General features: G+C 61.0%; 24 protein-coding genes. 1 reads left to right on the top strand and 23 read right to left on the bottom strand.

Annotation, left to right across the window (positions count from 1 at the left end):
* Positions 1–4: 4 nt before the first annotated feature.
* From RCH91_RS19380 to RCH91_RS19350, 7 genes are all read right to left on the bottom strand, one after another.
* Entirely contained in the window at positions 5–2275 is a 2271-nt protein-coding gene (locus RCH91_RS19380) for an ankyrin repeat domain-containing protein (RefSeq protein WP_306536757.1), read from the bottom strand.
* Positions 2272–3507 (bottom strand): methyltransferase domain-containing protein, encoded by a 1236-nt coding sequence (locus RCH91_RS19375; RefSeq protein ID WP_306536754.1) that lies wholly within the window; start codon positions 3505–3507, stop codon positions 2272–2274. The genes RCH91_RS19380 and RCH91_RS19375 overlap by 4 nt, the downstream gene beginning before the upstream one ends.
* A 4-nt stretch (positions 3508–3511) precedes the next feature.
* Positions 3512–4663 (bottom strand): radical SAM/SPASM domain-containing protein, encoded by a 1152-nt coding sequence (locus tag RCH91_RS19370; RefSeq protein ID WP_306536752.1) that lies wholly within the window; start codon positions 4661–4663, stop codon positions 3512–3514.
* 12 nt (positions 4664–4675) lie between these two features.
* Positions 4676–5152 carry a BPTI/Kunitz domain-containing protein gene (locus RCH91_RS19365; protein WP_306536750.1) on the bottom strand — a complete coding sequence of 159 codons (477 nt, stop codon included), beginning with the start codon at positions 5150–5152 and terminating at the stop codon, positions 4676–4678.
* Positions 5153–5453: 301 nt separating this feature from the next.
* Positions 5454–5897 (bottom strand): PaaI family thioesterase, encoded by a 444-nt coding sequence (locus RCH91_RS19360; RefSeq protein ID WP_306536747.1) that lies wholly within the window; start codon positions 5895–5897, stop codon positions 5454–5456.
* A 15-nt stretch (positions 5898–5912) separates the two neighbouring features.
* Positions 5913–6290 carry a hypothetical protein gene (locus RCH91_RS19355; RefSeq protein WP_306536745.1) on the bottom strand — a complete coding sequence of 126 codons (378 nt, stop codon included), beginning with the start codon at positions 6288–6290 and terminating at the stop codon, positions 5913–5915.
* Between the two features lie 12 nt (positions 6291–6302).
* A complete protein-coding gene (locus RCH91_RS19350; RefSeq protein ID WP_306536743.1) occupies positions 6303–7073 on the bottom strand; it encodes a uracil-DNA glycosylase in 771 nt (256 codons plus the stop codon).
* 40 nt (positions 7074–7113) lie between these two features.
* Between RCH91_RS19350 and RCH91_RS19345 the strand changes: the two genes are divergently transcribed.
* Complete coding sequence (locus RCH91_RS19345) at positions 7114–8031, top strand: zinc dependent phospholipase C family protein (protein WP_306536741.1); 918 nt, start codon at positions 7114–7116, stop codon at positions 8029–8031.
* A gap of 15 nt (positions 8032–8046) precedes the next feature.
* Here RCH91_RS19345 and coaBC read toward each other — a convergent pair whose 3' ends face one another.
* The 16 genes from coaBC to RCH91_RS19265 form a co-directional block, all read right to left on the bottom strand.
* The gene (coaBC, locus tag RCH91_RS19340; protein ID WP_306536739.1) at positions 8047–9258 is read right to left on the bottom strand and encodes a bifunctional phosphopantothenoylcysteine decarboxylase/phosphopantothenate--cysteine ligase CoaBC; all 1212 of its coding nucleotides are present in this window, start codon (positions 9256–9258) and stop codon (positions 8047–8049) included.
* Between the two features lie 61 nt (positions 9259–9319).
* Positions 9320–9949, bottom strand: coding sequence for an MBL fold metallo-hydrolase (locus RCH91_RS19335; RefSeq protein ID WP_306536737.1), 630 nt, complete (start codon positions 9947–9949; stop codon positions 9320–9322).
* A gap of 20 nt (positions 9950–9969) precedes the next feature.
* Positions 9970–11124, bottom strand: a complete 1155-nt coding sequence (locus RCH91_RS19330) for a 3'-5' exoribonuclease YhaM family protein (RefSeq protein ID WP_306536735.1) — start codon at positions 11122–11124, stop codon at positions 9970–9972.
* Complete coding sequence (locus RCH91_RS19325) at positions 11121–12722, bottom strand: NAD(P)/FAD-dependent oxidoreductase (RefSeq protein WP_306536733.1); 1602 nt, start codon at positions 12720–12722, stop codon at positions 11121–11123. The genes RCH91_RS19330 and RCH91_RS19325 overlap by 4 nt, the downstream gene beginning before the upstream one ends.
* Before the next feature lie 81 nt (positions 12723–12803).
* Positions 12804–13991, bottom strand: a complete 1188-nt coding sequence (locus RCH91_RS19320) for a response regulator (RefSeq protein WP_306536731.1) — start codon at positions 13989–13991, stop codon at positions 12804–12806.
* Between the two features lie 79 nt (positions 13992–14070).
* On the bottom strand, positions 14071–14520 hold the full coding sequence (locus tag RCH91_RS19315) for a universal stress protein (protein WP_306536729.1): 450 nt from the start codon (positions 14518–14520) through the stop codon (positions 14071–14073).
* A 64-nt stretch (positions 14521–14584) separates the two neighbouring features.
* On the bottom strand, positions 14585–14974 hold the full coding sequence (locus RCH91_RS19310; protein ID WP_306536728.1) for a response regulator: 390 nt from the start codon (positions 14972–14974) through the stop codon (positions 14585–14587).
* Positions 14975–15054: 80 nt separating this feature from the next.
* Complete coding sequence (locus RCH91_RS19305) at positions 15055–15744, bottom strand: GAF domain-containing protein (protein WP_306536726.1); 690 nt, start codon at positions 15742–15744, stop codon at positions 15055–15057.
* A gap of 86 nt (positions 15745–15830) precedes the next feature.
* A complete protein-coding gene (locus RCH91_RS19300) occupies positions 15831–16667 on the bottom strand; it encodes a helix-turn-helix domain-containing protein (RefSeq protein ID WP_306536723.1) in 837 nt (278 codons plus the stop codon).
* Between the two features lie 9 nt (positions 16668–16676).
* Positions 16677–17420 (bottom strand): lipopolysaccharide assembly protein LapB, encoded by a 744-nt coding sequence (locus RCH91_RS19295; protein WP_306536721.1) that lies wholly within the window; start codon positions 17418–17420, stop codon positions 16677–16679.
* A 140-nt stretch (positions 17421–17560) separates the two neighbouring features.
* Entirely contained in the window at positions 17561–18478 is a 918-nt protein-coding gene (locus RCH91_RS19290) for a PfkB family carbohydrate kinase (RefSeq protein ID WP_306536719.1), read from the bottom strand.
* A 19-nt stretch (positions 18479–18497) separates the two neighbouring features.
* Positions 18498–19361: an S-methyl-5'-thioadenosine phosphorylase gene (gene mtnP, locus RCH91_RS19285; protein ID WP_306536717.1), complete on the bottom strand. Its 864-nt coding sequence runs from the start codon at positions 19359–19361 to the stop codon at positions 18498–18500.
* A 26-nt stretch (positions 19362–19387) separates the two neighbouring features.
* Positions 19388–20428, bottom strand: coding sequence for a 23S rRNA (adenine(2503)-C(2))-methyltransferase RlmN (gene rlmN, locus RCH91_RS19280; RefSeq protein ID WP_306536715.1), 1041 nt, complete (start codon positions 20426–20428; stop codon positions 19388–19390).
* Positions 20429–20492: 64 nt separating this feature from the next.
* A complete protein-coding gene (ndk, locus tag RCH91_RS19275; protein ID WP_306536713.1) occupies positions 20493–20906 on the bottom strand; it encodes a nucleoside-diphosphate kinase in 414 nt (137 codons plus the stop codon).
* Positions 20907–21058: 152 nt separating this feature from the next.
* A complete protein-coding gene (locus tag RCH91_RS19270) occupies positions 21059–21277 on the bottom strand; it encodes a hypothetical protein (protein WP_306536711.1) in 219 nt (72 codons plus the stop codon).
* 185 nt (positions 21278–21462) lie between these two features.
* Positions 21463–22890 (bottom strand): aldehyde dehydrogenase family protein, encoded by a 1428-nt coding sequence (locus RCH91_RS19265; RefSeq protein WP_306536709.1) that lies wholly within the window; start codon positions 22888–22890, stop codon positions 21463–21465.
* Positions 22891–23091 lie beyond the last annotated feature (201 nt).

The following is a 23091-nucleotide window of genomic DNA, read 5'->3' as shown; positions in this document are numbered from 1 at the left end:
GGTATCACGACCCGGGAAGGGGCGGAAGCAGCAACGGGTCATCATCGCCTTCCCCCTTTCCCTTGTCGATCCGCATGGGGACACCCTTCTGCTTCGCGTAGACCTCCATGCGGTACTGGCCGCCGAAGGAGGGCCGGCCGACACGCCGCTCCGCTTCCATGGCGATCATGTTCATATACAGCCGATAGGTGATGTGCATCACCCCATCCTTCACGGTAGGCTCGTCGAAGGCGATGTGGTAGAGCCAGTCCGCCCTGTCCCCCAGAAAGACGCAGGCCACGGCGAAGTTCTTGAAATCCACCACGGGCGCAGGCTTGTTGAAGGCCCGCTTCCAGAGGCCCTCCCATTCACCGCGGTCATCCACCACCTTGATGAAGGGCTCCTTCATGGCGGCGTCGTACCCGTCCCAGGACATGCCGGCATAGTCCCGCCCAGCGCCCGATTTCTCCAGAAGCTCCATCATCGTCCGGTCGCCCCGCTGTGCCGCAAGGCGCCAGGCCGTTTTCCCGTCCCTGTTCTTGAGGGTGACGTCGGCCCCCTTTTCCAGCAGAACGCTGGCCATGGCCGTATTTCCCCGTTCCGCCACCGCCAGCAGGGCGCTCCTTCCCTTGTCGTCCTGGGCGTTGATGTCGGCGCCGTGTTCCAGGAGATGGCGCACCACCTCGGGGTTGGCGTCGGACCAGTTTTCCGCCTCCAGAATGAGGGGGGTCTTCTGGTAGTAATCCCGCGCGTTGATTCCGGCCCCTTTTTTCACCAGGAGCTTCACCATATCCAGGTCGGCCGTGGGAAGGGCCGTGAGGAGCCCGTGCGTCACATCGCCCCCCTTGTCGATCAGCCGGGAGGCGAGGGAGACATTCCGGGCACGGATGGCCGCCTGGAGGTCTGCGGTACGCACCGTGGCCCCCTTCTCCAGCAGCAGGCCGATGATTCCATCGTGCTTCCCGGCAATGGCGATGGTCAGCGCCGCCTCGTCATCCTTCGCCGGGATGTTGACGTCGGCACCCTTGGCAAGGAGGGCCTTGACCGTTGCCATATCTCCCTGCTCGCAGGCGTGCATCAGGGGGGTCTTCCCCTCTTCGTCGACGGCGTTCACCGCCGCTCCCTTGGCGATCAGCAGGCCGGCGATCTCCGGCTGCCCATCCTTGATGGCCATGGTCACCAGCGGCGTGTCGTCGATGGTGATGTCGGGGTTGGCCCCCTTGTCCAGCAGGAGCCGGGCAATCTCCAGGTGCTTGTTCATGACCGCAAAGACCAGGGCCGACCGCCCCAGGCTCAAGGCGCCCACGTCGGCCCCCTTGTCCAGCAGGGCCTTGACGGCTTCACCATGGCCGGTGCTTGCGGCAAACATGAGGGGGGTGAAATCGGAGCCGTTCTTGGCGTTAATCCGCGCTCCCCGTTTCAGGAGCAGGTCCACCAGATCGGCCCGCCCCATGCTCGCGGCCTGCATGAGCGCCGTGCTCCCGTTGCCGAAACGCCCGTCCACGTCGGCCCCCTTGTCGAGGACCGCCGCAACATCAGCCGCTTTCCCCCCCTTGACGGCATCGGAGAGGGGGGTGCGCGGCCCCAGGATGGCCAGGTCGGGCCGCTGGGGGTCCTTCAGGAGTTGGGTCAGGTAGTCGAGCTTCAGTTCCTGCGCCATGGTAATGGCAGTATCCCCGTCCTTATCCCTGGCGGATGGATCAGCACCCTTCCGGAGCAGCGGCCAGACGAGCCGGGCATCCACATGCCGCACGGCCCACATGAGGGGGGTCCGGCCGAATTCACCGGCGACGTTCACCTCGGCGCCATGCTTCAGGAGGGCTTCCAGGGTCTCACCCGGCTTCCCTTCCGGCCCTTTGGGGAAGAAGGCTTCGCGCATGGCGAGGATGAGGGGGGTATCCCCCTTGTTCGTCCGCGCCTTCACATCGGCACCCTTGTCGAGGAGATAGGCGACCACCTCCGCGTGCCCCTGCTCGGCGGCATGAAGGAGAGGAGTCCGTTCATGCTCCTCTTTCCCCGCGTCGATGTTCGCCCCGTTCTCCACCAGCAGCCGGACCGCCTCCAGGCAGCCGCTTTCGGCGGCCAGCATCAGGGGAGTGCTGTGATCCCCGTCTTTCCGGTCGCGATAGAACGGGTCGGAGGCCAACGTGCGCACCGTCTTCACATCGCACGTTTCGGCCGCCCCATGGAGCGGCGTGTGGTCCATGTCCGGCGGCGGCATGATGGTCAGGCCAAGGGCCGGGGTTGAAACGAGAAGCGCTGCGAGCAGAACCGCGCCATCCACACGTAGTTTCATGCTGATCCTTCCTTTCCCATGACATCGACAGGGTCCCGCGGAGAGACGCCGGCCATCTCCGCCGTCAGCGTTTCCCGGTGCGCGTGTTTCACCTCGCGAGCGGAGGCGTCGAGGGCCGCCAGGGCCGTTTCGTAATGGTACCGCGAGGCATCGGCATTGCGGTGCAGACCGTGGATGCGGGCGAGGTTCCACCAGGTAAAGGGGTTGTCCCGAAAGATGAGGACCGACTCCCCGAAGCTGTCGAGGGCCGGTTCGTACTCCCCCCGCATGAACTCCTTGAGCCCCCGGGCGTACCGCTTGTCGGCAAGAGCCTTCAGGACCGGCTCGGAGAACACCCTCACGGTCTGGCCATCGGCACCTGTCAGTTCAACGCCATCGCCTCGGAGCAGCGCGTCGATGAGGGCGCGTCCCTCCCGCAGGGTTTCGCGGAAAGCGTCCCTCTGCCTGCCCGCCCCCTCCGGCCGGGCCTTCAGCATGGCCAGCAGGAGATCCTGGAACCGGATCTCCGCCAGACAGGCGGCAACGGCACGGCATTTTCCGGCATCGGCCCCACCTTGCAGCCCCAAAAACTCACGGACGATTTCCGCGCTGTAAACGGCAAGCCCCAGGATCTCGGCCGGGGATGACCCGAAGGCACCGGCAAGTCTCCGCAACAGCTCTTCCTGCCCGGCCATGGCTAGTTCGTCATCGAAGGCGGGAATCTCCTGCATCACGAGCCGCTTTCTCAGTTCCGCCATGAACTGGTGCTTCTCCCGATCGGCCGGTTTCCGCAGGATCAGCCGCAGAGATGGCCGGTTCTCCTGGTAGGAAAAGGATTCCTGCTGCACAAGGTCGAATCCGGTCTCGGCGGCAAGCTCCAGGAGCAGCTCCAGGGGGAAGCAGAACCGGTGCTGCATGTTGGTGGTTTCGGCGCCGTAGAGCCAGGTCACGGCGTCCTCCCGGGCAGCACGGTCGCCGGAGAGGAAAATCTCAAAGGAGCGCTCCAGATGAGGCGTCTCAAGGCGGATCGTCCCCCCCGGCCGCAGCACCCGGAAACACTCGGCGAGGAAGTACTTCCCCTTGAAAAAACCGAGGTGCTCCATGAGCTGGGAGGCCGTAATCCCGTCGACGGAGGCTGAGTCCAGGCACAAGTCATGGGCCTCCATGATGGCGTCGGCGAGGGAATCTCCGCTGGCATCGACATTCAGGTGCCCCTTCAGATAGGTATAGCCGCAGCCGATGTTCAGTTTCATGGGTTTACCGGTGGCCGAGAAACGAGTTTCTCAGCCTCTTTTCATTACCCTGGGCGCCGAGGACCGCAAGCCTCTTGCGCGCCTTCAGCAGGAGCCGGTACCAGGGGTTCCGCAGCTCTTTCTCGAATATCCGCTGCTCGATCCGGTGGAAGCAGTAGGGATCGTTGTGGAACTCCCCGGTCTTCATGAGGGACATCTCGTTGCATCCCCCCTTGCAGGTTGCCAGGTGCGGGCACTCGCGGCAATTCTCTCCCGCGTCGCCCGGGGAAAATCTCCGCGAGTAGGGAAACGCCCCGGCGCTTCGCCAGAGGTCGCCGACCGATGTCTCCCGGACATTACCGGCGATAGTGCTGTCGTCCATGGAGAGGCACCCCTTGATGCTGCCGTTGCTCTGGATGCCGATGACCGACACCCCTGCCTGGCACCCGGTCCATTGGCCGGTCAAAGAGATGTTGTCCAGCATCAGGGAGTGATAGCCCATGTCATGGGCGCCGATGACCGGCAACGTGCGGATCGGGTACTTCTTCCGGGTGGAGGCGATGAAGAGCCCCACGGAATAGAATTCTTCCTCGTCCAGCAGCAGCTCCCGGGGGAATCGCCTCCCCTCGGCCCCGGCCACCTGGATCTGCCAGGCGATGTTCTTCCCCAGCAGCTGCTCCCGCATGGCGGGCAGCTCCGCCAGGTTCATCGTGTGGACGGTGGTGATGACGCTGACCGGCAGCCCCGCCTCCCCGGCGGCCCCGATGAAATCCCACGTCTCCCGGAAGGCGCCGCTCCGTCCCCGGATATGGTCGTGGATGGCGGGGGCTGCGGCGTCGAGGCTCACGGCAACGGCCCGGGGGTCCAGCTTCTTCAGTCGCCGAAACGTCTCGGGATCATGGATTGTCCCGTTGGTTATGACGGAGAGCTCCATGCCGAGGCTCCTGATGAGTTCCGCAATCTGCCAGAAATCTTTCCGCAGGAGCGGCTCCCCCCCCATGAGGGCGACGCCGAGGCAGCCGGCCCGCTTCAGGTCGAGGCACAGTTCCACCGCTTCGGCGCTCGTCAACTCGTCGGCCCTTCTGCTCCCCGCGCTCGACCCGCAGTGGATGCAGTTCAGGTTGCAGGCCAGGGTGAATTCCCAGACCGCGCATTCGAGAGTGTAAGGGCCATTCACGATTCGCCCCGTTCAGCGGGAAATGTGCCGGAAATCCCGGACGCTCACGGTGTAGTACTTGGTGCCGCAGGGATAGCCGGGCCACGGGCCGCCGCAGTCGCCATCGGGAAGCACCGGCTCCGCACGCTGCTCAAGGCACTCCTCCTCGCACTCCTCCCGGGTCTCGAAGGGGACCGCACCTTCGCAGCCGCCGTAGACGAATTCCTTGCATTCGCCGGTCTTCGGGTCGAAATAGTGCTTCCAGAACAGGGCCTTGCAGGGACCGCCGTCCGGTTTCTGGCGACACTTTTCCGGCAGGGGCTCCTTGGCCTGTGGCTTGAAGTCGTACTGAGGGGGGAGCGGGTTGTCGGTCCCGCCAGCCTGGGCCGAGCCGGTGAACGCGGAAATGATCACGGCGATGAGGCCCGAGACGCCGATCCGGAAAAAACTCCTCAGTTCGCTCCCTTCAAGGCCGGTTTTTCTCCCCAGTTGGACCAGTTTCTTTTTCATGATTCCCTCCTCGCCGCTCCATAAACCATATTTTTGACACGACAGTGACAGGCAGTGACGGATGTCGTGACTGCTGGGCCAAACAAAACCAATCGACATTTTTCGGGCAGGGTATCGCCAGAGGGCAGAGTTGGCACACACCGTGGGGGGATGGTGAAGGATTCCGGGGGCAGGAATGGTGCTGGATGGTGGGCGGCGGACATGGGTACCACCTCGTCTCTGTTCAAGTATCAGAGACTTTGCAAGAACGGTACCCTTTCCACACCATGCTGTGGGGGATAAACCGGCAGGGGAATACCGGTTACTTACGCTTGATTCTGAACACCGAAGTAAAGGTGGCAGCCTTCACCCCTTTTTCGTCAAAGACCTCCGCCACCCCCCTGATGGTCCGCTCCCCTTCCCTGACCGCCTCGGCCCTAGCCGTGACCACTCCCCCGTGGATGGGGGTGTGGAACGTAAGGCTCAGCTCGGTGGTCACGAAGTGGCTCCCTTCGGGGAGCATGCTCTTGATGGCCATGGCAACCGCCGTATCGGCCAGGGCTGTCACGGCACCGCCGTGCATGAGCCCCTTTCCCTGGGCATGTTTCACCTGGAACGGCATGGTGAGAAGCGCCTTTCCCCCCTCGGCCGATTCAATGGTCATTCCCAGGAACTCCTCGAAGGGGGCGCAGGCGATCCACTCGGGAAGCTCGAAGGGGAGCGGCACATCCTCGCCCATGGGTTCGTCATAGAGATGCTCGTACATGGTCTTTCCTCCCGACTACCGGAGCAGTTCGGCCTTCACGGCCTCGTCGATGAAGCTCTCCTCGATGGCTTCCCGGGCCCACGACTCGCGGCTTGCAGCCAGCACCCGGGCCGCCCCCTCGGCGACGGCCGGAACCGGACTCCAGAGGGCATTGCGGATTTCCCGCAGTTCGTGGAGGTCTCCCCGGCGCCCGCCAGCCATCTCACGGCAGCGGCCACAGAGAAGGGCCAGCGTTTCCTCCGACGGCTCCCCATCGGGGCGGTAGTCCCAGGGCCGCAGGTCGTCCTTCCCCTCGCACCACTCGCAGACAAAGCCCGCCCGCTTCGCCAGGGTCTTCCCCAGCGCGCCTATCTGCTCCTGCCGTTTCTTGTTGGCCTGATAGCCCTTTGCCATCGTTGCCGCTCCTTATCCCTTTATTGCCGGCGCGCCCTTCCCCAGGAGCCCCATGACCTGCTTCATGTCCTCCCACACCTCGCGCTTGCGCTCGGGATAGCGCACGAGAAACGCCGGGTGGAACGTGGGCATGAGGGGGATGCCGTGGTAGTCGTGGAACCGCCCCCGGAGCGCCGAGATGGGCTCCTTGGTGGCGAGGAGGGTCTGGGCCGCGAAGGTGCCCAGCGCCACCACGACCTCGGGGCCGATGGCCTTCACCTGCCGGAGCATGAAGGGGGCGCACTGCACGATCTCATCGTGGTGGGGGTTGCGGTTCCCCGGCGGACGGCACTTGAGCACGTTGCAGATGTAGACATCGTTCCGCGCAAAGCCCATGGCCTGGATGATTTTCGTGAGGAGCTGCCCCGCTTCGCCCACAAAGGGCTCTCCCTTGAGATCTTCCTCCCGCCCCGGCGCCTCGCCGATGAAGACGAGGCGGGCTCGGGGATTGCCGACCCCGAAGACGAGGTTCGTGCGCTGGTTCCCCAGCTGGCAGCGGACGCAGTCCCCCAGGTCGCGGCGGATATCGTCAAGGGTCTCGCCGGAGGTCGTGGCCATCTGCGATTCGGCAACGGGCGTCGGCGGTGCGGGCGCAGCAGCGGGGCTGGCAGCCTCCGGCTGCGAACCCGGTTTTCCTCCCCTTGGCACCGCGGCCCGGGGAAGCTCATCCACGCCGCTCTCCTTCAGCTCCTCCAGGTAGCGCCTGAGCGAAGCGATCGTCTCCCGTCCCCCGTCAACTCCCATGGCGGCAAATTCCTTTACATTTTTCCAATGGTTTCATACCATGATTCCCATGTCTATCCTGCCGGTTTTTCTGCTCATACTACTCCTGATACCCGCCAACGCCTTTGCCTGGGGCGCCGGCGTCCACCTCCAGCTCGGCACCGCCGTCATCAACAATCTCCAGGCCGTGAGCCCCGCCGTGGCGGCTGTCGTGGGCGCCTTCCCCCACGATTTCCTCTACGGCTGCATCGCGGCGGACATCACCCTCGGCAAGAAGTTCACCCACTACCTCCAGCACTGCCACCGCTGGCGGATCGGGATGAAGGTTCTGGAGTACGCCTGGAACCCGCCCCAGAAGGCCTGCGCCTTCGGCTATCTCTCGCACCTGGCCGCCGACACCGTGGCCCACAACTACTACGTCCCCTACAAGATCATGGAGAGCTTCTCCTCGCTCACCCTGAAGCACGCCTACTGGGAGATGCGTCTGGAAACCTACGTGGACCAGGAGATCTGGGAGGCGGGGAAGAAGGTGGCCACGGAGAACTACAAGGCCAACGACGCCCTGCTGCGGAACGTCCTCTCGGACACGATCTTCTCCTTCGGCACCAACAAGCGGATATTCAACTCTATCCTCCTGGTGAGCCGGCTGGAGAAGTGGCAGCAGGTGCTCAAGACCCTCTCCGACACCTCCCGGTACACGTTGGAGGAGGACGACCGGAGCGAGTACCTGGACCTGGCCGAGGACGCGGTATTCGACTTTCTGAACCGGCTGGAGGAGTCCCGCTACTTCCAGGCCGACCCCACGGGGGAACGGGCACTGGCCACCGCCGAGGCGGTCAGGAAAAACCTCAGGCTCCTCTACAACGCCGGCAAGATCGCCAAGGATGACGCTGTTACCCAGGTGGATACCATGAGAAAACGGCTCCGGGAGGCCATCTGGGCGCCGGAAAAACTGTTGCAGATCCTGTCGAAAGGATAGGGGCACGCCCTCTCCTTACTCTTCTTCCCGCATCCCCCGCTTCCGCAGCTCGGCCACCCGGTCGAGAATGAGCGTCGCCATCTTGTCCTTCCCCATGAGGGGGAGTTCCTCGACCCGGCCGTCCCGGTGGATGAGCTTGGCGATGTTGGTGTCCACGTGGAAGCCGGCCCCCGGCTGGCCGATGTCGTTGGCCACCACCAGGTCCAGATTCTTGCCGGTGAGCTTCTTCCGGGCGTTCTCCACCAGCTCGCCGGTCTCGGCGGCAAACCCCACCAGGACCCGATCCCCCTTCACCCCCCCCACTTCCGCCAGGATGTCGGGGTTTTTCTCCAACTCAAGCACTAGGGCATCGGCAGACTTCTTGATCTTCCCCGCAGCACGGCTCCTGGGGCGGTAATCGGCCACGGCCGCCGCCTTGACGATGACGGTGCTCGCCGCCACCCGCTCCATGACGGCATCGCGCATCTCGGCGGCGGAACAGACGTGGATGGTCTCGATCCCCCACGGGTCGTCGAGACAGGTGGGACCTGCCACGAGAACCACCTCTGCCCCCCGGCGCCGGGCGGCCCGGGCGATGGCGTACCCCATCTTCCCCGACGAGTGGTTGCTGACGAAGCGGACCGGGTCTATCTCCTCCAGGGTCGGCCCGGCGGTCACGAGAACCCGCTCACCCGCCAGGTCCGGCCGGGTGAGGGACCGGACCGCCTCCTCGACGATGACCGCCGGGTCCTGGAGCTTCCCCTCCCCCTCCCAGCCGCAGGCGAGCATCCCCTTGACCGGGGCCACGAAGCGATAGCCATGGCGCCGGAGCTTCTCCTCATTCTCCTGGTAGAGGGGGTTCGTGCACATGTTCACGTTCATGGCCGGGGCGATGAGAACCGGCGCCCTGGTGGCCATGACAGTGGTGGTGAGCATGTCGTCGGCGATGCCGTTGGCGATCTTGCCGATGACATTGGCCGTGGCCGGGGCGATGATGAAGAGGTCGGCCCGGTCGGCCAGGGCAATGTGGCCGATCTCCCGCTCGGCGATCAGGTTGAAGATCTCCGTGTGGACCGGGTTCGCGGTGAGGGTCTGGAAGGTGAGGGGCCCCACGAATTCCGTGGCCGAACGGGTCATGATGACGTGGACGTCGGCCCCCGCCTTGGTCAGGAGCCGCACGAGCTCCACTGCCTTGTAGACGGCGATGCCGCCGGTGACGCCGAGGACGATCTGCTTGCCGTTGAGCATGGGTGGCTCGCTCCTGCACAGTTGAGGTCCCCTCCCCCGCCGGGGAGGGGAGAAGGGAGGACTATTCGTTTATGTACGGATTATACCGCTTTTCCCGGCCGATGGTGCTGGCCGGACCGTGCCCCGGGTAGACCTGGGTCTCGTCGGGTAGGGGGAGGAGTTTGGTGCGGATGGATGCCATGAGAGCCTCGTGGGAGGAACCGGGGAAATCGGTCCGCCCCACCGACTCTGCAAAGAGGGTGTCGCCGGTGATGACCTTCCCCTCCGCTTCCAGGAGGAGGCAGCACCCGCCAGGGGTATGGCCCGGCGTATGGAGCACCTTCAGCGCGCATTTCCCGAAGGTGACGGTCTTCCCGTCCTCCAGAAGCTCGTCCGGCGGGGGGGAGTTCTCGGTGGCAAGGCCGTAGTTGGCTGCCACGTCGGTGGCCCGGGAGAGGAAGGGGACATCGTCCCGGTGGATCATGAGCCGGGCGCCGGTGACCTCGAGAACCGACCTGTTCCCCCCTATGTGGTCGAAGTGGCCATGGGTGTTGATGACCGTGCGGATGGTGAGGCCGAGGGCCCGGACCCGGGCAAGAATCCGGTCGGCATCGGCGCCGGGATCGACCACCACCCCCTCCCTGGTCTCCTCGCAGCCGAGGATGAAACAATTGACCCCCAGGGGGCCGACGACAACGATTTCGAAGATCATGCGGTATCTCCCGAGACAAATTATTGGTTGAACAGATCGAGATTCTTCCCCTGGAGCTGCTCGAAGGGGTTGTTGTGAAACCCTTTTTTCTTCTGCTCTTCACGCAGGGGCTGCGGTGCCGGTGATGCTGTCTGTTCCGGCGGTGCGGGCTGCTGCTGGACCGGCGGCGCGGGGGAGGCTCCTTCGGCTTCCGCTTCGGTCGCCTCGTCGTACTCTTCCCCAGGACAGTAGTTCTCCTTGAAAAAGTAGCGGTCATAGAGCCGGTGGTAGGAGCTCCAGCGGCTCTGGCTCTCGGCCTCCTTCCGGATGTGGGTCCGGATGCCGTTGATCTTGGAGTCCAGGTCGTCCAGGTAGTTGAGGATCGTGGCCTCCACGGTCTTGGGCCGCTTGGGGGAACCGTACTCGTACTGGCCGTGGTGGGAGAGGAGCATGTGCTTGAGGAGCATCCCCAGTTCCACCGGGAACCCGGGGATCGAGGCGATGCGCTCCTGCACCATCTCCACGCCTATGGTGATGTGACCCAGCAGCTTCCCCTCGTCGGTGTAGTCGAAGGAGCGCTGGTAGGTCATCTCCCGCACCTTCCCCACATCGTGGAGGAGCGCCCCGGCCACGAGGAGGTCGCGGTTGAGCCCCCCGTAAAGGGGAATGATGGTATCCACAAGCCGCGCCACCGCCAGGGAATGCTCCAGGAGACCCCCCAGGTAGACGTGGTGCATCCCCTTGGCGGCCGGCGCGATCCGGTAGAGGGCCATGAGCTCGGCGTCGCCGAAGAAGGCATCCATGAGGGCCTTCAGGTGGGGGTCGGTGAAGCTCGCCAGGAGCGCGGCCAGCTCCTGCTCCATCTCGGCCACGGGGCGGTCCGATTCGGGAAGGAAGTCGGCCAGCTGCACCCGGTCGTCGGGCACCCGCAGGAGCTCGGAGATGACGAGCTGCATCTTCCCCAGGTAGACGCTGGCCTTGCAGCGGATGGCGATGAAGTCGTCCCGGTCGAAGATGGCGGAGAGCTCGTCCACGTTGTCCCAGACCCGTCCCTCGATTTCGCCGGTCTTGTCCATGAGCTTCAGCGTCATGTACGGCTTGCCGTTCTTGGCCATGGCCATGATCTTGTCTTTTACCAGAAAGACCGACTCCAGCTGGTCCCGGTCCTTGATGCTGCTCACATAAACCTTGTTCAAATCGCGCTCCTTGTCTCGGCGGATATCTTCTCTGCAATGATGTCGGCCACCCGGATGCCGTCCAGGGCGGCGCTCATGATCCCCCCCGCGTAGCCGGCCCCCTCCCCCGTGGGATAAAGCCCCGGCAGGCTCACGGACTGGCAATCCTCTCCCCGTACGATCCGCGCCGGCGCCGAGGTTCGCGTCTCCACGCCGGTGAGGGTCGCCTCGGCGGTGACGAAGCCCCGCATCTTCCGGTCGAAGACGCGCAGCCCCTCTCTCAGTGTTTCCGTCACGGCAACGGGAAGCACCCGGGAGAGATCAGTCTCCCTGACCCCGGGGCGGTAGGATGAGGATACCCCCTTTCCCCCCTTCATGCCAAGGAAGGAAAGGAGATTCTGGGCCGGAGCCCGGTACCCCCCGCCACCGGCTTCGAAGGCCCGCCGCTCCCAGAGCCGCTGGAACTCCACCCCTGCCAGGGACGACGGAGAGCCGAAATCATCGGGTCCTACGGTGACCACCAGGGCGCTGTTGGCAAAGGGGGAGTTACGCAGGTGGGAACTCATGCCGTTGGTGACGACGCCTCCCTTCTCGGAGCTTCCCGCCACCACCACCCCGCCGGGACACATGCAGAAGGAGTAGGCCGAACGGCCGGTGCGCCGGTCGTTATGGGCCAGGGCATAGTCCGCCGGCGGCAGGGCAGGGTGATGTCCCCGACCATACTGTATCCCGTTGATGAGCTCCTGGGGATGCTCCACCCGCACCCCCATGGCAAAGGGCTTCGCCTGGAGGTGAACTCCCCGGCTGTCGAGCATTTCGTAGGTATCGCGGGCGCTGTGGCCCGGGGCGAGGACGAGAACATCGGCGGCAACCTCATCGGTGCCGTTCACGATCACCGCGCCGACCCGCCCCTCCCGTAGAACGATGTCGGTCACCCGGCTCCGGAAGCGGATATCGCAGCCGGCGGCCAGGAGCCCCTGCCTGATGCCGGCCACCACCCGCCGCAACTGATCGGTCCCCACGTGGGGCTTGGCCAGGTGCAGGATCTCCGGTGGCGCGCCGAAGGCGACGAGCTTTTCGAGGACGTAGCCGATCCGGGGGTCGTTTACCCGCGTGGTAAGTTTGCCGTCGGAGAATGTGCCGGCACCCCCCTCGCCAAACTGGACGTTGCTCTCGGGATCCAGCTCGCTGCGGCTCCAGAAGGCCTGCACGTCCCGGGTCCGCTCCTCCACCGGTCTGCCCCGTTCCAGGATGGTGGGGGTGAGGCCGTATTCCACGAGTCTGAGGGCCGCAAAAAGCCCTGCCGGCCCCATGCCGACGATAACGACCCGCCCTCCTCCGGCAAGCCGCGGCAGAGGCAGTTGAGGCACTCTCTCCACGGCTTTTACGTCCGGGTCGTGGCCATGCCGCGCGAGAAAACCCGCCTCGTCGGCCAGCCGGCATTCCACGGTGCAGACGATGACTACCCGGGATTTGCGGCGGGCGTCGATGCTCTTGCGGACCAGGCACACCGTCCGGATATCCCGGTCCGCCATCCCGAAGCGCAGGGCAAGCCGGGCACGCAGCAACTCGTCCCCTTCTCCGGGGGAAAGGATAATGTTTCGTACCAGAATCGGCATCAGTTATAATTCATCAAAAACTCGGGAAAAGTGGGCGCCATCATACAAAATCAGGGGCCAAAAGAAAAGGAGAAAGGGGTCTCAGGAGGGGGGCAGCGGGAGCCTGATCGCAAAGGTGGTGCCGGTCTCCTCGCTCTTCTCCACGGTGATTTTCCCATGGTAGGTCTTGACGATGCGGAGCACCACCGCAAGGCCGAGACCGCTGCCGCTCGTCTTGGTCGTAAAGAAGGGGTCGAAAATCTTCTGCACGTTCTCCCGGGGCATCCCCTTGCCGGTATCGGAGACCCGTATCGTGATATCCCGGTCGTCGTGGTCCAACTGAACGGTGAGCGTTCCGCCCCCGTGCATCTCGTGGATGGCGTTCAGGAACAGGTTGGTGAAGATCTGTTCGATCTCGGAGGAGTCTGCCTGGAAAGGTGGCGGCACGTGGCGAAAGTCCCTCACCACCCCGATGTTATAGAGGGTTGTCTGGGGCCTGAAGACCTCCAGGGTGGCATCGATGACCCGGTCGAGCCGCACCTCGCTCAACTGGAATCGGGGACGCTTCGAGGCATCGAGCAGCTTGCGCATGATATCGTCGATCCGGTCCACTTCTTTGAGGATCTTGCCGATGAAGTCGAGCTTCTCCGGATCGTCGCAGCCGCTCTTCAGGAGCTGGGCAAAGAGGTTTATGGAGTTGAGGGGGTTTCGGATCTCGTGGGCCATGCCCGCCGAAAGGTACCCAAGCGAGGCGAGCTTCTCCGACTGGACGATCTCGGCCTGGGCCCGCTGGAGGGCCTCGGACTTGTCCCTGACCCTCTCTTCCAGCTGCCGGTTCCACTCCTCGATCTCCGCCAGAAGGTGTTCCCGCTCCTCCATCAGCTCGCGGTTCCTGAGCTCCACCTCCCTGATCCGCAGGACGCTCTCGATCCGCTCTACCAAGTCCTGATTATTGAAGGGCTTGAGGATGTAGTCTGAGGCCCCGGCTTTCATGAGCTCGACGGCGATCTCTTCGTTCCCTTTGCCGGTGAACATGATGACGTAGGTGTCGGGGAAGTGCTGCTTGATCTCCTTGAGGGCGGTGAAGCCGTCCATGACCGGCATCATGTAATCGAGGAGCACCAACTGAGGGCGGTACTCCTCCAACTCCTGCAGACCGATCACGGCATCAGGGGCGGTGTAGACCGTGTAACCGCGGTTTCTGAGTACGATGGAAGTGAGATCGAGGATAACCTTCTCGTCGTCGATGATGAGAAGGGTTCCCTTGGGACCGCTTACTTCATGAGCCATGGGATGATCTGCTCCCCCTATCTGTGAATAACAAAGGGCAGCCAAAGCTGCCCTTATTGCCTGTATGAAGCAGAACTCACTACGCCTCGGGAGGACGCACGGTCATCACCGGACATTTGGCGTTGCGCACCACCCGTTCGGCCGTGCTCCCGAAGAGGAAGTGGTCGATTCCCCTGCGGCCATGGGTCCCCATGACGATGAGTGAGGCATCCTCCTCCTCAGCCTTTTTGAGGACCTCGTCATAAGGAATACCCGACACGATGCAGCTGGTGTAGTTGGCGTAATCCTTAAGCTTGGTCCGGCAAAACTTTTCCATCATTTTCTCGGCAGCCTCCACGATCTCTTCTTCGAGCTTTTCGAAGGAGACGTGGGGAACGTAAAAGCCGCGCAGATCCACGGGTTCGTTGATGACATGTATGACGACCAACCGGGCGTTGAACTGCCGGGCAAGGGTCAGGGCATGGTCGAAGGCATACTCCGAGTTTTCAGAGAAATCAGTCGGAAAGATAATGGTGGAAAAGGTTTTCATCGCTCTACCCCCCTGGAGAAATCTGAATGAACCCGCCAGATGTAAGCCGAAAATCATCTGCGGATCAGTGGCAGCTTTCCTTGTCCTTGAAGATCTTTTTCAGTATTGTCGTGAGTTCTTCAATCTTAATGGGCTTATTGATGTACTCGAAGGCCCCCAGGTTCATAGCCTCGATGTACGACTCGACACCGCCGTAGGCGGTTATCATGATGACGTTGCTCGCGGGAAAATTTTTATTGAGCTCCTTGAGGAAGGTGATGCCGTTCATCTCCGGCATGTTGATGTCGGTGACAATGACGTTTACCTCCCGCTGATTGAGGTAGTTGAGGGCTTCATAGCCGTTCGAGACGCTTTCCACCTCAAACCCCTCTCTCTCGAGAAGCTTCGACAGTCCAATCCGGGCATTTTCCTCGTCGTCAACGACCAATATTCTCTTCTTTGCCTGCTCTGCCAATTGGTTGACTCCGCTGGTGGCACATGATGCGTTCTGTTTGAGTAGTCTAGCATGGAGTCCTACCCTGTCAAGTAAACGGGTTACGACGCTTTCTTACCCGTAGCCACCTGCTGGCGAAGCTTTATGGCAGTCAGAATCAGATTGGCGATGATGGAGACAAAGTAGATCTCATCCTCCTGAAACGACTTGATGGAGGTGGTATTGAGGTTAATGACCCCGTACATCTCCTTCTTGTCGCTGATGGGGAAGGAAAGCATGGAATTGTACTTCTCCTCCTGGAGTTCGGAAAAATGCTTGTAACGCGAATCTTTGGAGGCGTGGGTGAGGGATATGAGACTCCCCTCCTTGGCAACCGTGCCAGTGATCCCCTCGCCGATCCGGATCCGGATCTTGCCGATGAAGGCCGGGTCGAAACCGTGGGTGGCGGCCAGCACAAGGTCATCCCCCTCCCGGAGATAGATGCTGCAGACGCTCACCTTGAGCTGTCCGGCCACTTTCTTCGTGACGTGCTGGAGCACTTCCGTCAAATTGAAGTCGGAGGAGACGAGCATGCTGATCTCTTCCAGGGAGATGATCTCCAGATGTTCGCGGTTTGCACGCTGCATGGTCAGAACCATCTTCCCCTTTTCACTCTCGAGAAGGGGGGTCAAACTCGCCTTCTGGTAGAAAGGATTCACCGTTTTTGCCTTGTCGGGAACGGTCCGAAAATCGGAAAAGCCGCAGACACAGGACAGCTTCACCCGGTAAGGATCGATCCGCTCACTCTTCATAACTCTTCCGCATTTTCTACAGCGCACCATGTGCATGGAAAACCCTCTCCTTGAATGATCTGACGTGTTCCGTACCGGTTTTCGGGCTACTGTTCCTCACCATGGTCGGCCGGAAGGACCACGTGGGCGGATTTGCCAGCCTCGCCGAACGACGGGAGTCCCTTCCCGTTGAATTCGGCCTCGACCCCGCCGGCATTGCCAAGATCGAGCGAGAAGAACCGCTCCCCCTTCCATTCTATCAGATCGCCGGCCTTCAAGTCGTACTGCTGCGAGACTGCCCCATCGATGGTGATGTTCAGCCAGCAGTCCTGGTTCACCTTGAGCTTCAGAACCATTCCACCTGACACGGGTGAGGGAATATTCGATTCAGGGGGAGGCGACTCCTGCGTTTCGGCTGGAACTGTCGGCGGCGGTAGCGTGGCTGTAGCGGCCGAAGACACCGGTAGCTGAACAGGCAGGGGAGGGAGAAGTGCTTTGGCGGGAGTCTGATCAGGCATGGTGCGATCCTGAACCGGGTTCCGCTCGGGAATAATCGTCGCAGTGATGAGCACAAGGGCAAGGAGGAGCAGCGGAATCATCCAGCGATTGCGGGTGGCCGTCGGCACATGGACCCTGGACGGGGAAATGCCTCCCTCCTCTCCCTGCTCCGTGACTGGCTCAGGACTAACCTGCTCCTCGTACCTGCTGACCAGGTCGTCCGGCGAAAGCCCCAGGTGTTTCCCGTAGGCCCGGAGGAACCCCTTCACATAGGCAGGACTCGGGAGCCTGTCGAATGCATCCTCTTCAAGAGCGGCAAGATAATTCTTCCCGATGCGAGTGACGCGGGCGGCGTCCTCCCGCGACTCCCCACGAGACTCGCGGGCCTCGCGCAGCAGGTTGCCGATGGATAGTCCCCCTCTCTCGGGGGTAGGCGCGTCAGACAAGGGGACCTCTCAGCGCATCGATTCCAGGTATTCCCGGGAAAGCCGCCCCTTCTCCGAATCGGGGGCTATCCGCATCGACTCCCGGAACGCATCGGCGGCCGACACGTAGTCCTTCCCCTTCAGGTGGGCAAGGGCAAGGTAATAGTATCCGTTCTGGTAGTTCCTGTTCAGCTCGACGGCCTTGGTGAATTCCTGGATCGCCAGGTCGTTGCGGTCCATGGCGAAGTAAACCCTGCCGAGTCCGATGCGGGCGATGATGTTCCGGGGAGATGTCGCGACCGACTGGCGAAGGATGGCAAGGGCCTGGGGATAGTCCCCCTTGCCGAGGTTGGCGAGGCCCAGATTTATCCGGGCATCCTCATGGTTGATGAAGAAGATGTCGGCAAGGACCAGTGTGAACTGGGTCACGGCATCGTCCCACCGCTGCATCTCCAGATAGTTCACTCCCAGGTTGTTCCGGGCCTCGGAGTAGTCGGGCTTGAGCTCGATGGCCCGGCGATATTTCTGTTCCGCAAGATCGTACCGTTTCTTGTAGAAGTAGGCAAGGCCGAGGCTGTTCAGGAGGGCGGGATCGTCGGGGGTAAGCTTCTCCGCCTCCGCCAGTTCGATGAGGGCGCGGGTCGCGTCGTTTTCCCCTAGATAGGAGAGCCCCATCTGAAAGTGGTACGATGCCTGTTTCCGGGAAGCGTCGGTCACGCCGCATGCTGCGAGGGAAAAGAGCGCCATGCCGGCCAGCACAAGAAGACATTTCACGGATATCACCTCTAACCCGGACAAGGGAAAATCAGCCACGTGGAAGGCGTGAAAACCTGCACAGTAAGCCGGTTCACGCCTCGTGAACCGTAGCAGATTTGCCTAATGTTGTCAACGAACGGGGCCGCACCGCAGCCCCCCTACCCCTCGGCGAGACCCTCGAAGTGGGTCAGCGCCTTGAAGCTGCGATAACGGGCCTCAATCTCCCCGTAGTCGAGCCGCTTCAGCCTGTTGAGGCTGAAGTCCTCCACGTTGAACGACGCCATGACGCTCCCGAAAATGATGGCCTGGCGAACCCCAGCCTCGGAGGTATCTCCCGTGTTGGCCAGGTACCCCATGAAGCCGCCGGCAAAGGTGTCACCGGCCCCCGTCGGATCGAAGACGTCTTCAAGGGGATAGGCCGGTGCAGCAAATACCGAATGGTCGCTGAACATGAGAACGCCGTATTCGCCCCGCTTGATAACGAGAGTCTTCACCCCCATGGCGAGAATCTTGCGGGCCGCCTTGGTGAGATTGGCCTCCTGGGTGAGCTGACGCGCCTCCCCCTCGTTGATGATGAAGATGTCGACCTTGGCGATGACCGCCTTGAGCGCCTCAGGCTTGGAAGATATCCAGAAGTTCATGGTATCGCAGGCAATGACCCGCGGTTTCTCCACCTGACTGAGGACCTCCATCTGGAGCTCCGGGTCGATGTTGGCCAGGAAGAGGAATTCTGCATCCCGGTACGCGGCCGGAATCTGCGGCTTGAAACTCTCGAATACGTTCAGCTGGGTCTCCAGGGTCTGGGCCTCGTTGAGATCGTAGCCGTATTTCCCCTTCCAGTGGAAGGTCTTCCCTCCTTCCCGGTCGAGTCCGCGCAGATCGATGTTGCGGGATTCGAGGAATTCCACATGTTCCTGGGGGAAGTCCTCTCCCACCACCGCCACAAGACTCACGTCAGTGAAAAAGCTTGCCGACGTCGAGAAATAGGTGGCAGAACCGCCAAGAACGTTCTCCACCTTGCCGAAAGGGGTCTCCACCGAGTCAAATGCCACGGAACCGACAACGAGTATGCCCATGGGAATCTCCTTTATTTTTCTACAGATACTTGCCAATGATCAGATCAAGCCGTTCCCTGGTCTCGGCGGGAATGGCGCCGCGGTCGGTAATGATGGCATAGGTAAGGGCCGCGGAACAGGGGCACGGGCGCTCGGCGCCGATACGCTTGACGGCATGGCCGATGATGGTCTTTGCCATGACCACGTTCTGGCGGATGATGGCCAGGATCGCATCCACCGACACTTCATCGTGGGACTCGTGCCAGCAGTCGTAGTCGGTGGCCAAGGCGATGACCCCGTAGCAGATTTCAGCCTCCCGGGCCAGCTTGGCTTCGGGGATGTTCGTCATACCGATGACCGACACACCAAAGGAGCGGTAGAGGTTCGACTCGGCCCGGGTTGAGAAGGCCGGTCCCTCCATGCAGATATAGGTCCCTCCCCGGTGGACGGTGGCTCCAGCGGCCTTTGCCGCCTCATACAGGCAGCCAGAGAGATCTGAGCAGACCGGATCAGCGAACTGCACGTGGGCCACCACGCCGTTGCCGAAGAAGGTGTTAGCCCGGGTCGCATTGGTGCGGTCGATGAACTGGTCAGGAATCACGATGTGACCTGGCGCGATCTCCTCTTTCATACTGCCGACGGCAGAGACGGAGATGATCCGTGTGACACCCAGCTTCTTCATTCCGTAGACGTTGGCCCGATAGTTCACCTCCGAAGGCAGGAGGCGATGCCCCTTCCCGTGCCGGGGGAGAAAAACCATACGCACCCCGTCGAGAACACCGGTGATGAACTCGTCGGATGGGGCGCCGAAAGGGGTCTCCACCGCCACGCTCCGGATATCGCTCAACCCCTCCATCTCGTAGAGGCCGCTTCCTCCTATGACGCCGATCACCTGCTCACTCATGCCGTCTTCCTCCCGGGCCAGTAAAATTAGATACTCGCAACGCTCTTGTCCAGCTTCCCCTTAAGTTGCCCACACGCCGCAGAGATATCAGCTCCACGACTCGATCGGGTGATTACCGTGAAATGTTTGCTCAGCAGATAACTGTGAAACACGTCGATTGCTCCCTGTTCGGGACTTTTGAAGGAGCATCCGTCGTGCTCGTTGAAGGGGATCAGATTTATCTTGGAAGGGATGTCACTCAATAGCTTCACTAGCCGCTTGGCATCCTCCAGAGAATCGTTAAGCCCCTTGATCATCACATATTCGATGGTAATTTTCCTGCGCCCCGGCAGGGGATAGCTGCGGCAGGCATCAAGCAGCATCCTGAGCGGGTATTTGCGGTTGATCGGCATAATCCGGTCCCGCACATCGTCAGTGGTGGCGTTCAGGGAGACGGCCAGATTGACCGTCACCTCGCGCCCCAACCGCTCCATCTCCGGGACAAGCCCCGCAGTGGAAACCGTTACCCGTCGGGTCGAGAACTGGAGGCCGTCATCGTGGAGGATGATCTTGAGCGCCTTCACGACATTGTCAAGATTGGCCAGCGGCTCCCCCATCCCCATGAAGACAATGTTGCGGACCGGCACGTCTCGCCGCACCGCGCAAATCTGGTTCACGATTTCGGCCGCGGTCAGGTTCCGGGTGAGCCTGAACGTGCCGGTGAGGCAGAACTCGCAGGCCATGGCGCAGCCGACCTGGCTCGATATACAGAGAGTGGTGCGGTCTTCTTCGGGGATAAGGACCGACTCGACGGTGTTTCCATCCTCAAGACGAAACAGATACTTCCGCGTTCCGTCCCGAGACACCTCCAGCGCCTCGGGTTCGAGATTGCTGATGATCGCCGCTTCCGCCATATCCCGGCGTAGGTCTTTGGCAAGGTCGGTCATCTCGGCAAAACTTCGGGCGTCCTTTTGATAGAGCCATTTGAAGATCTGCCGCGCCCGGTAGCGTTCCTTCCCCTTGCCTGCAAGAAATGCAATAAGATCGTCAAGGGTCAGGTTTTTAACGTCAGTTTTACCGTTCATCATGGTCGTTGGATATAAAAAAGCCCTTCAGGGGAAGGGCTTTTTTCCTCGCAATCTTTGTTATGACCTAGAGGAGTTCGAGCTGGCTGAAGAAGTAGGGAATCTCGAAGGCAGCCGACTCGGGAGAATCGGAACCGTGAACCGTGTTCTCCTCGATACTGAGGCCGAACTCCTTGCGAATCGTCCCAGCGTCGGCGTTGGCCGGATTAGTGGCCCCCATGACCTCGCGCCACTTTGCAATGGCGTTCTCACGCTCAAGGACCAGCACCACCACGGGGCTGCGCGACATGAACGAGCAGAGGTCATTGAAGAAGGGACGCTCACTGTGAACATAATAGAACCCCTCTGCCTCCTTCTTGGAGAGCAAAATCTTCTTCATGCCCACGATCCTGAAGCCTGCGGTTTCGATCTTCTCGAGGACCTTGCCGACTATGTTCCTCTCTACCGCATCAGGCTTGATAATAGCGAATGTTCTTTCCATCATGGCCTCCAAGAGTATCTACGAGATAAAATGACCGTCTCAGATACCATGCAATAAGCTTCATGTCAACCGGTTTCAGGCATCGCAATAGAAAAAGGCCCACAGAACAAAGTTCTGTGGGCCTTTTTCTATTGCTCGCAGAAGCAAGCTGATTACTTGTGCTCAGCCGGGGTAGTAGTAGTAGTTGTTGTTGTTGTGTCCGGAGCTTGGGCAGAAGTCATCGGAGCTTGGGCCGGAGCCGGAGCAGCCTGCTCAGCCGGGGTAGTAGTAGTAGTTGTTGTTGTGGCCGGAGCTTCTTCTTTTTTCTTGCAGCCTGCAGCAAAAGCCACGGCCATAGCAAGGCACAGAGTCAGAGAAAGCAGTTTTTTCATTGACGTTTCACCTCTTTTCCTTTTTTTGATTGCCATATTCGCGCACAGCGCATGGTTTATAAACTCAACGAATGGAATATACTGTCTTTAAAAATTATGTCAAGATTTTTTTGTTGCTACAATTTTTTCACCATGCACCAAATTTCAGATGGTTACACCACGAGAACAAAGTATATGCTAATTTATTATAAATTAATACACACCATCTTGATATTTGTCATCTCTTCCATGGCGTATTTGACCCCCTCACGACCGAGTCCGCTTTGCTTGTTGCCCCCGTAGGGCATGTGGTCAACGCGGAACGTAGGGATATCGTTAATGATGACTCCACCGACGTCAAGCCGCTTGATTGCCTGAAACGCTTTGTTTATGTCCCGGGTATAGACCCCTGCCTGCAGACCGTAGACGGAGTCATCGGCCATGTCGAGGGCCTGTTCGAAGGTATCATAGGGGAGCACCGACACGATCGGAGCAAACACTTCGGAGCAGACCACCTTCATGTCGGGAGTTACCCCACTCAGAATGGTTGGCTCCAGGCAATTGCCGATAACCTGCCCGCCGGCCTCGATATTGGCGCCAAGGCCTTTCGCCTCCTCAAGCCAAGATACCGCGCGCTCAAGCTCCACCCTGGATATCATTGGACCGATATCGCACTCGCGATCCATCGGGTCCCCTACCTTGAGCAGTCGCGTTGACGTGACAAATTTCCCCAGAAACTCTTGATAGCGGCGATGGTGGACGTAAATCCTCTGAACAGATATACAAACTTGATCTGAGTTAGCAAAGCTTCCCACAACACAGCGGGAAACAGCCGCATCCACGTCGCCGTCTTCCTCAATAATTGTTGGAGAATTGGAGCCAAGCTCAAGGGTTACGCGCTTGAGTCCACTTCTCGCCTTGATCTCCCCCCCCACAGGCGGACTTCCCGTAAAGGTGATCATCGCAAGACGCTCATCTTCCACAAGCCGGTTGCCGACAGTCTTGCCACTACCGATAACAATATTGAGTGCTCCGGCTGGCAGACCCGCCTCGGCCAGGAGACTTGCAAGCTTAATAGATGAAAGGGGAGTCTTCGTTGCAGGTTTTAGGACGAGCGCGTTACCGGCGGCTATGGCCGGGGCAACCTTGTGCGCTACAAGATTAAGGGGAAAATTGAACGGAGTGATGGCGCCGATAACACCAATGGGAGTGCGGATATGATAGCCGAAGCGGCCTACTGACACGGGTGACGCATCCATAGGGACGAGTTCGCCGTGGGCGTTGCACGCCTCAAAGGAAGCAAACCGAAATGTTTCCGCACTACGGTCCGCCTCGGACAATGCATACTTCCAGGACTTACCCGCCTCCCGCGCAATGATCTCGGCGATCTCTTCCCGATCCCTTACAATAAAGTCGGAGACGCGCGCCAGGATCTCGGCGCGACGGCAGGCTGGCAAAGCAGCCATTTCAGCGAACCCCTTGCGTGCCGATTCGATGGCTCGATCCACGTCATTAGCCGTTGCCTCCGGCACAACTCCCACCACCGAACCGTCATAAGGATTGATAACCTCGATCCCTGGGCGGTCTTCACCTACCCACTCCCCACCCACGAGAACCTTATACCGCTTGACCATGCTCTCCCCCCGAGCAGGAATTAGCTCTTGTCACCAACAGGAAAAAAAAGTAGCGTACATGTGAGCCTCTTGCAAAAGGCTTGAAAGTTGGCGGCCAGAGGCCGCGTGCGGTGAAATTTTCACCAGTGTGCAGCATTAAGCAGAGCCTCTGATCGTTTTCATCGGCATTTATCCGGAATCCGGGCGCACCCCCCCCACGGA

The sequence above is a fragment of the Geobacter sp. genome (assembly GCF_030834625.1).
Taxonomy (GTDB): Bacteria; Desulfobacterota; Desulfuromonadia; order Geobacterales; family Geobacteraceae; genus Geobacter.
This window is presented reverse-complemented; position numbering and strand designations above follow the sequence as displayed.

Bases quoted from the DNA above. Each gene is read 5' to 3' on its own strand.
- RCH91_RS19265 (WP_306536709.1), bottom strand. From the start codon at position 22,890: ATGGTCAAGCGGTATAAGGTTCTCGTGGGTGGGGAGTGGGTAGGTGAA.
- RCH91_RS19350 (WP_306536743.1), bottom strand. From the start codon at position 7,073: ATGGGAGTTGACGGGGGACGGGAGACGATCGCTTCGCTCAGGCGCTAC.
- RCH91_RS19380 (WP_306536757.1), bottom strand. From the start codon at position 2,275: ATGAAACTACGTGTGGATGGCGCGGTTCTGCTCGCAGCGCTTCTCGTT.
- RCH91_RS19270 (WP_306536711.1), bottom strand. From the start codon at position 21,277: ATGAAAAAACTGCTTTCTCTGACTCTGTGCCTTGCTATGGCCGTGGCT.
- RCH91_RS19290 (WP_306536719.1), bottom strand. From the start codon at position 18,478: ATGGGCATACTCGTTGTCGGTTCCGTGGCATTTGACTCGGTGGAGACC.
- RCH91_RS19345 (WP_306536741.1), top strand. From the start codon at position 7,114: ATGATTCCCATGTCTATCCTGCCGGTTTTTCTGCTCATACTACTCCTG.
- ndk (WP_306536713.1), bottom strand. From the start codon at position 20,906: ATGGAAAGAACATTCGCTATTATCAAGCCTGATGCGGTAGAGAGGAAC.
- RCH91_RS19305 (WP_306536726.1), bottom strand. From the start codon at position 15,744: ATGAAGAGTGAGCGGATCGATCCTTACCGGGTGAAGCTGTCCTGTGTC.
- RCH91_RS19315 (WP_306536729.1), bottom strand. From the start codon at position 14,520: ATGAAAACCTTTTCCACCATTATCTTTCCGACTGATTTCTCTGAAAAC.
- mtnP (WP_306536717.1), bottom strand. From the start codon at position 19,361: ATGAGTGAGCAGGTGATCGGCGTCATAGGAGGAAGCGGCCTCTACGAG.
- RCH91_RS19365 (WP_306536750.1), bottom strand. From the start codon at position 5,152: ATGAAAAAGAAACTGGTCCAACTGGGGAGAAAAACCGGCCTTGAAGGG.
- RCH91_RS19325 (WP_306536733.1), bottom strand. From the start codon at position 12,722: ATGCCGATTCTGGTACGAAACATTATCCTTTCCCCCGGAGAAGGGGAC.
- RCH91_RS19375 (WP_306536754.1), bottom strand. From the start codon at position 3,507: ATGAAACTGAACATCGGCTGCGGCTATACCTATCTGAAGGGGCACCTG.
- coaBC (WP_306536739.1), bottom strand. From the start codon at position 9,258: ATGCTCAACGGCAAGCAGATCGTCCTCGGCGTCACCGGCGGCATCGCC.
- rlmN (WP_306536715.1), bottom strand. From the start codon at position 20,428: ATGATGAACGGTAAAACTGACGTTAAAAACCTGACCCTTGACGATCTT.
- RCH91_RS19335 (WP_306536737.1), bottom strand. From the start codon at position 9,949: ATGATCTTCGAAATCGTTGTCGTCGGCCCCCTGGGGGTCAATTGTTTC.
- RCH91_RS19320 (WP_306536731.1), bottom strand. From the start codon at position 13,991: ATGGCTCATGAAGTAAGCGGTCCCAAGGGAACCCTTCTCATCATCGAC.
- RCH91_RS19360 (WP_306536747.1), bottom strand. From the start codon at position 5,897: ATGTACGAGCATCTCTATGACGAACCCATGGGCGAGGATGTGCCGCTC.
- RCH91_RS19355 (WP_306536745.1), bottom strand. From the start codon at position 6,290: ATGGCAAAGGGCTATCAGGCCAACAAGAAACGGCAGGAGCAGATAGGC.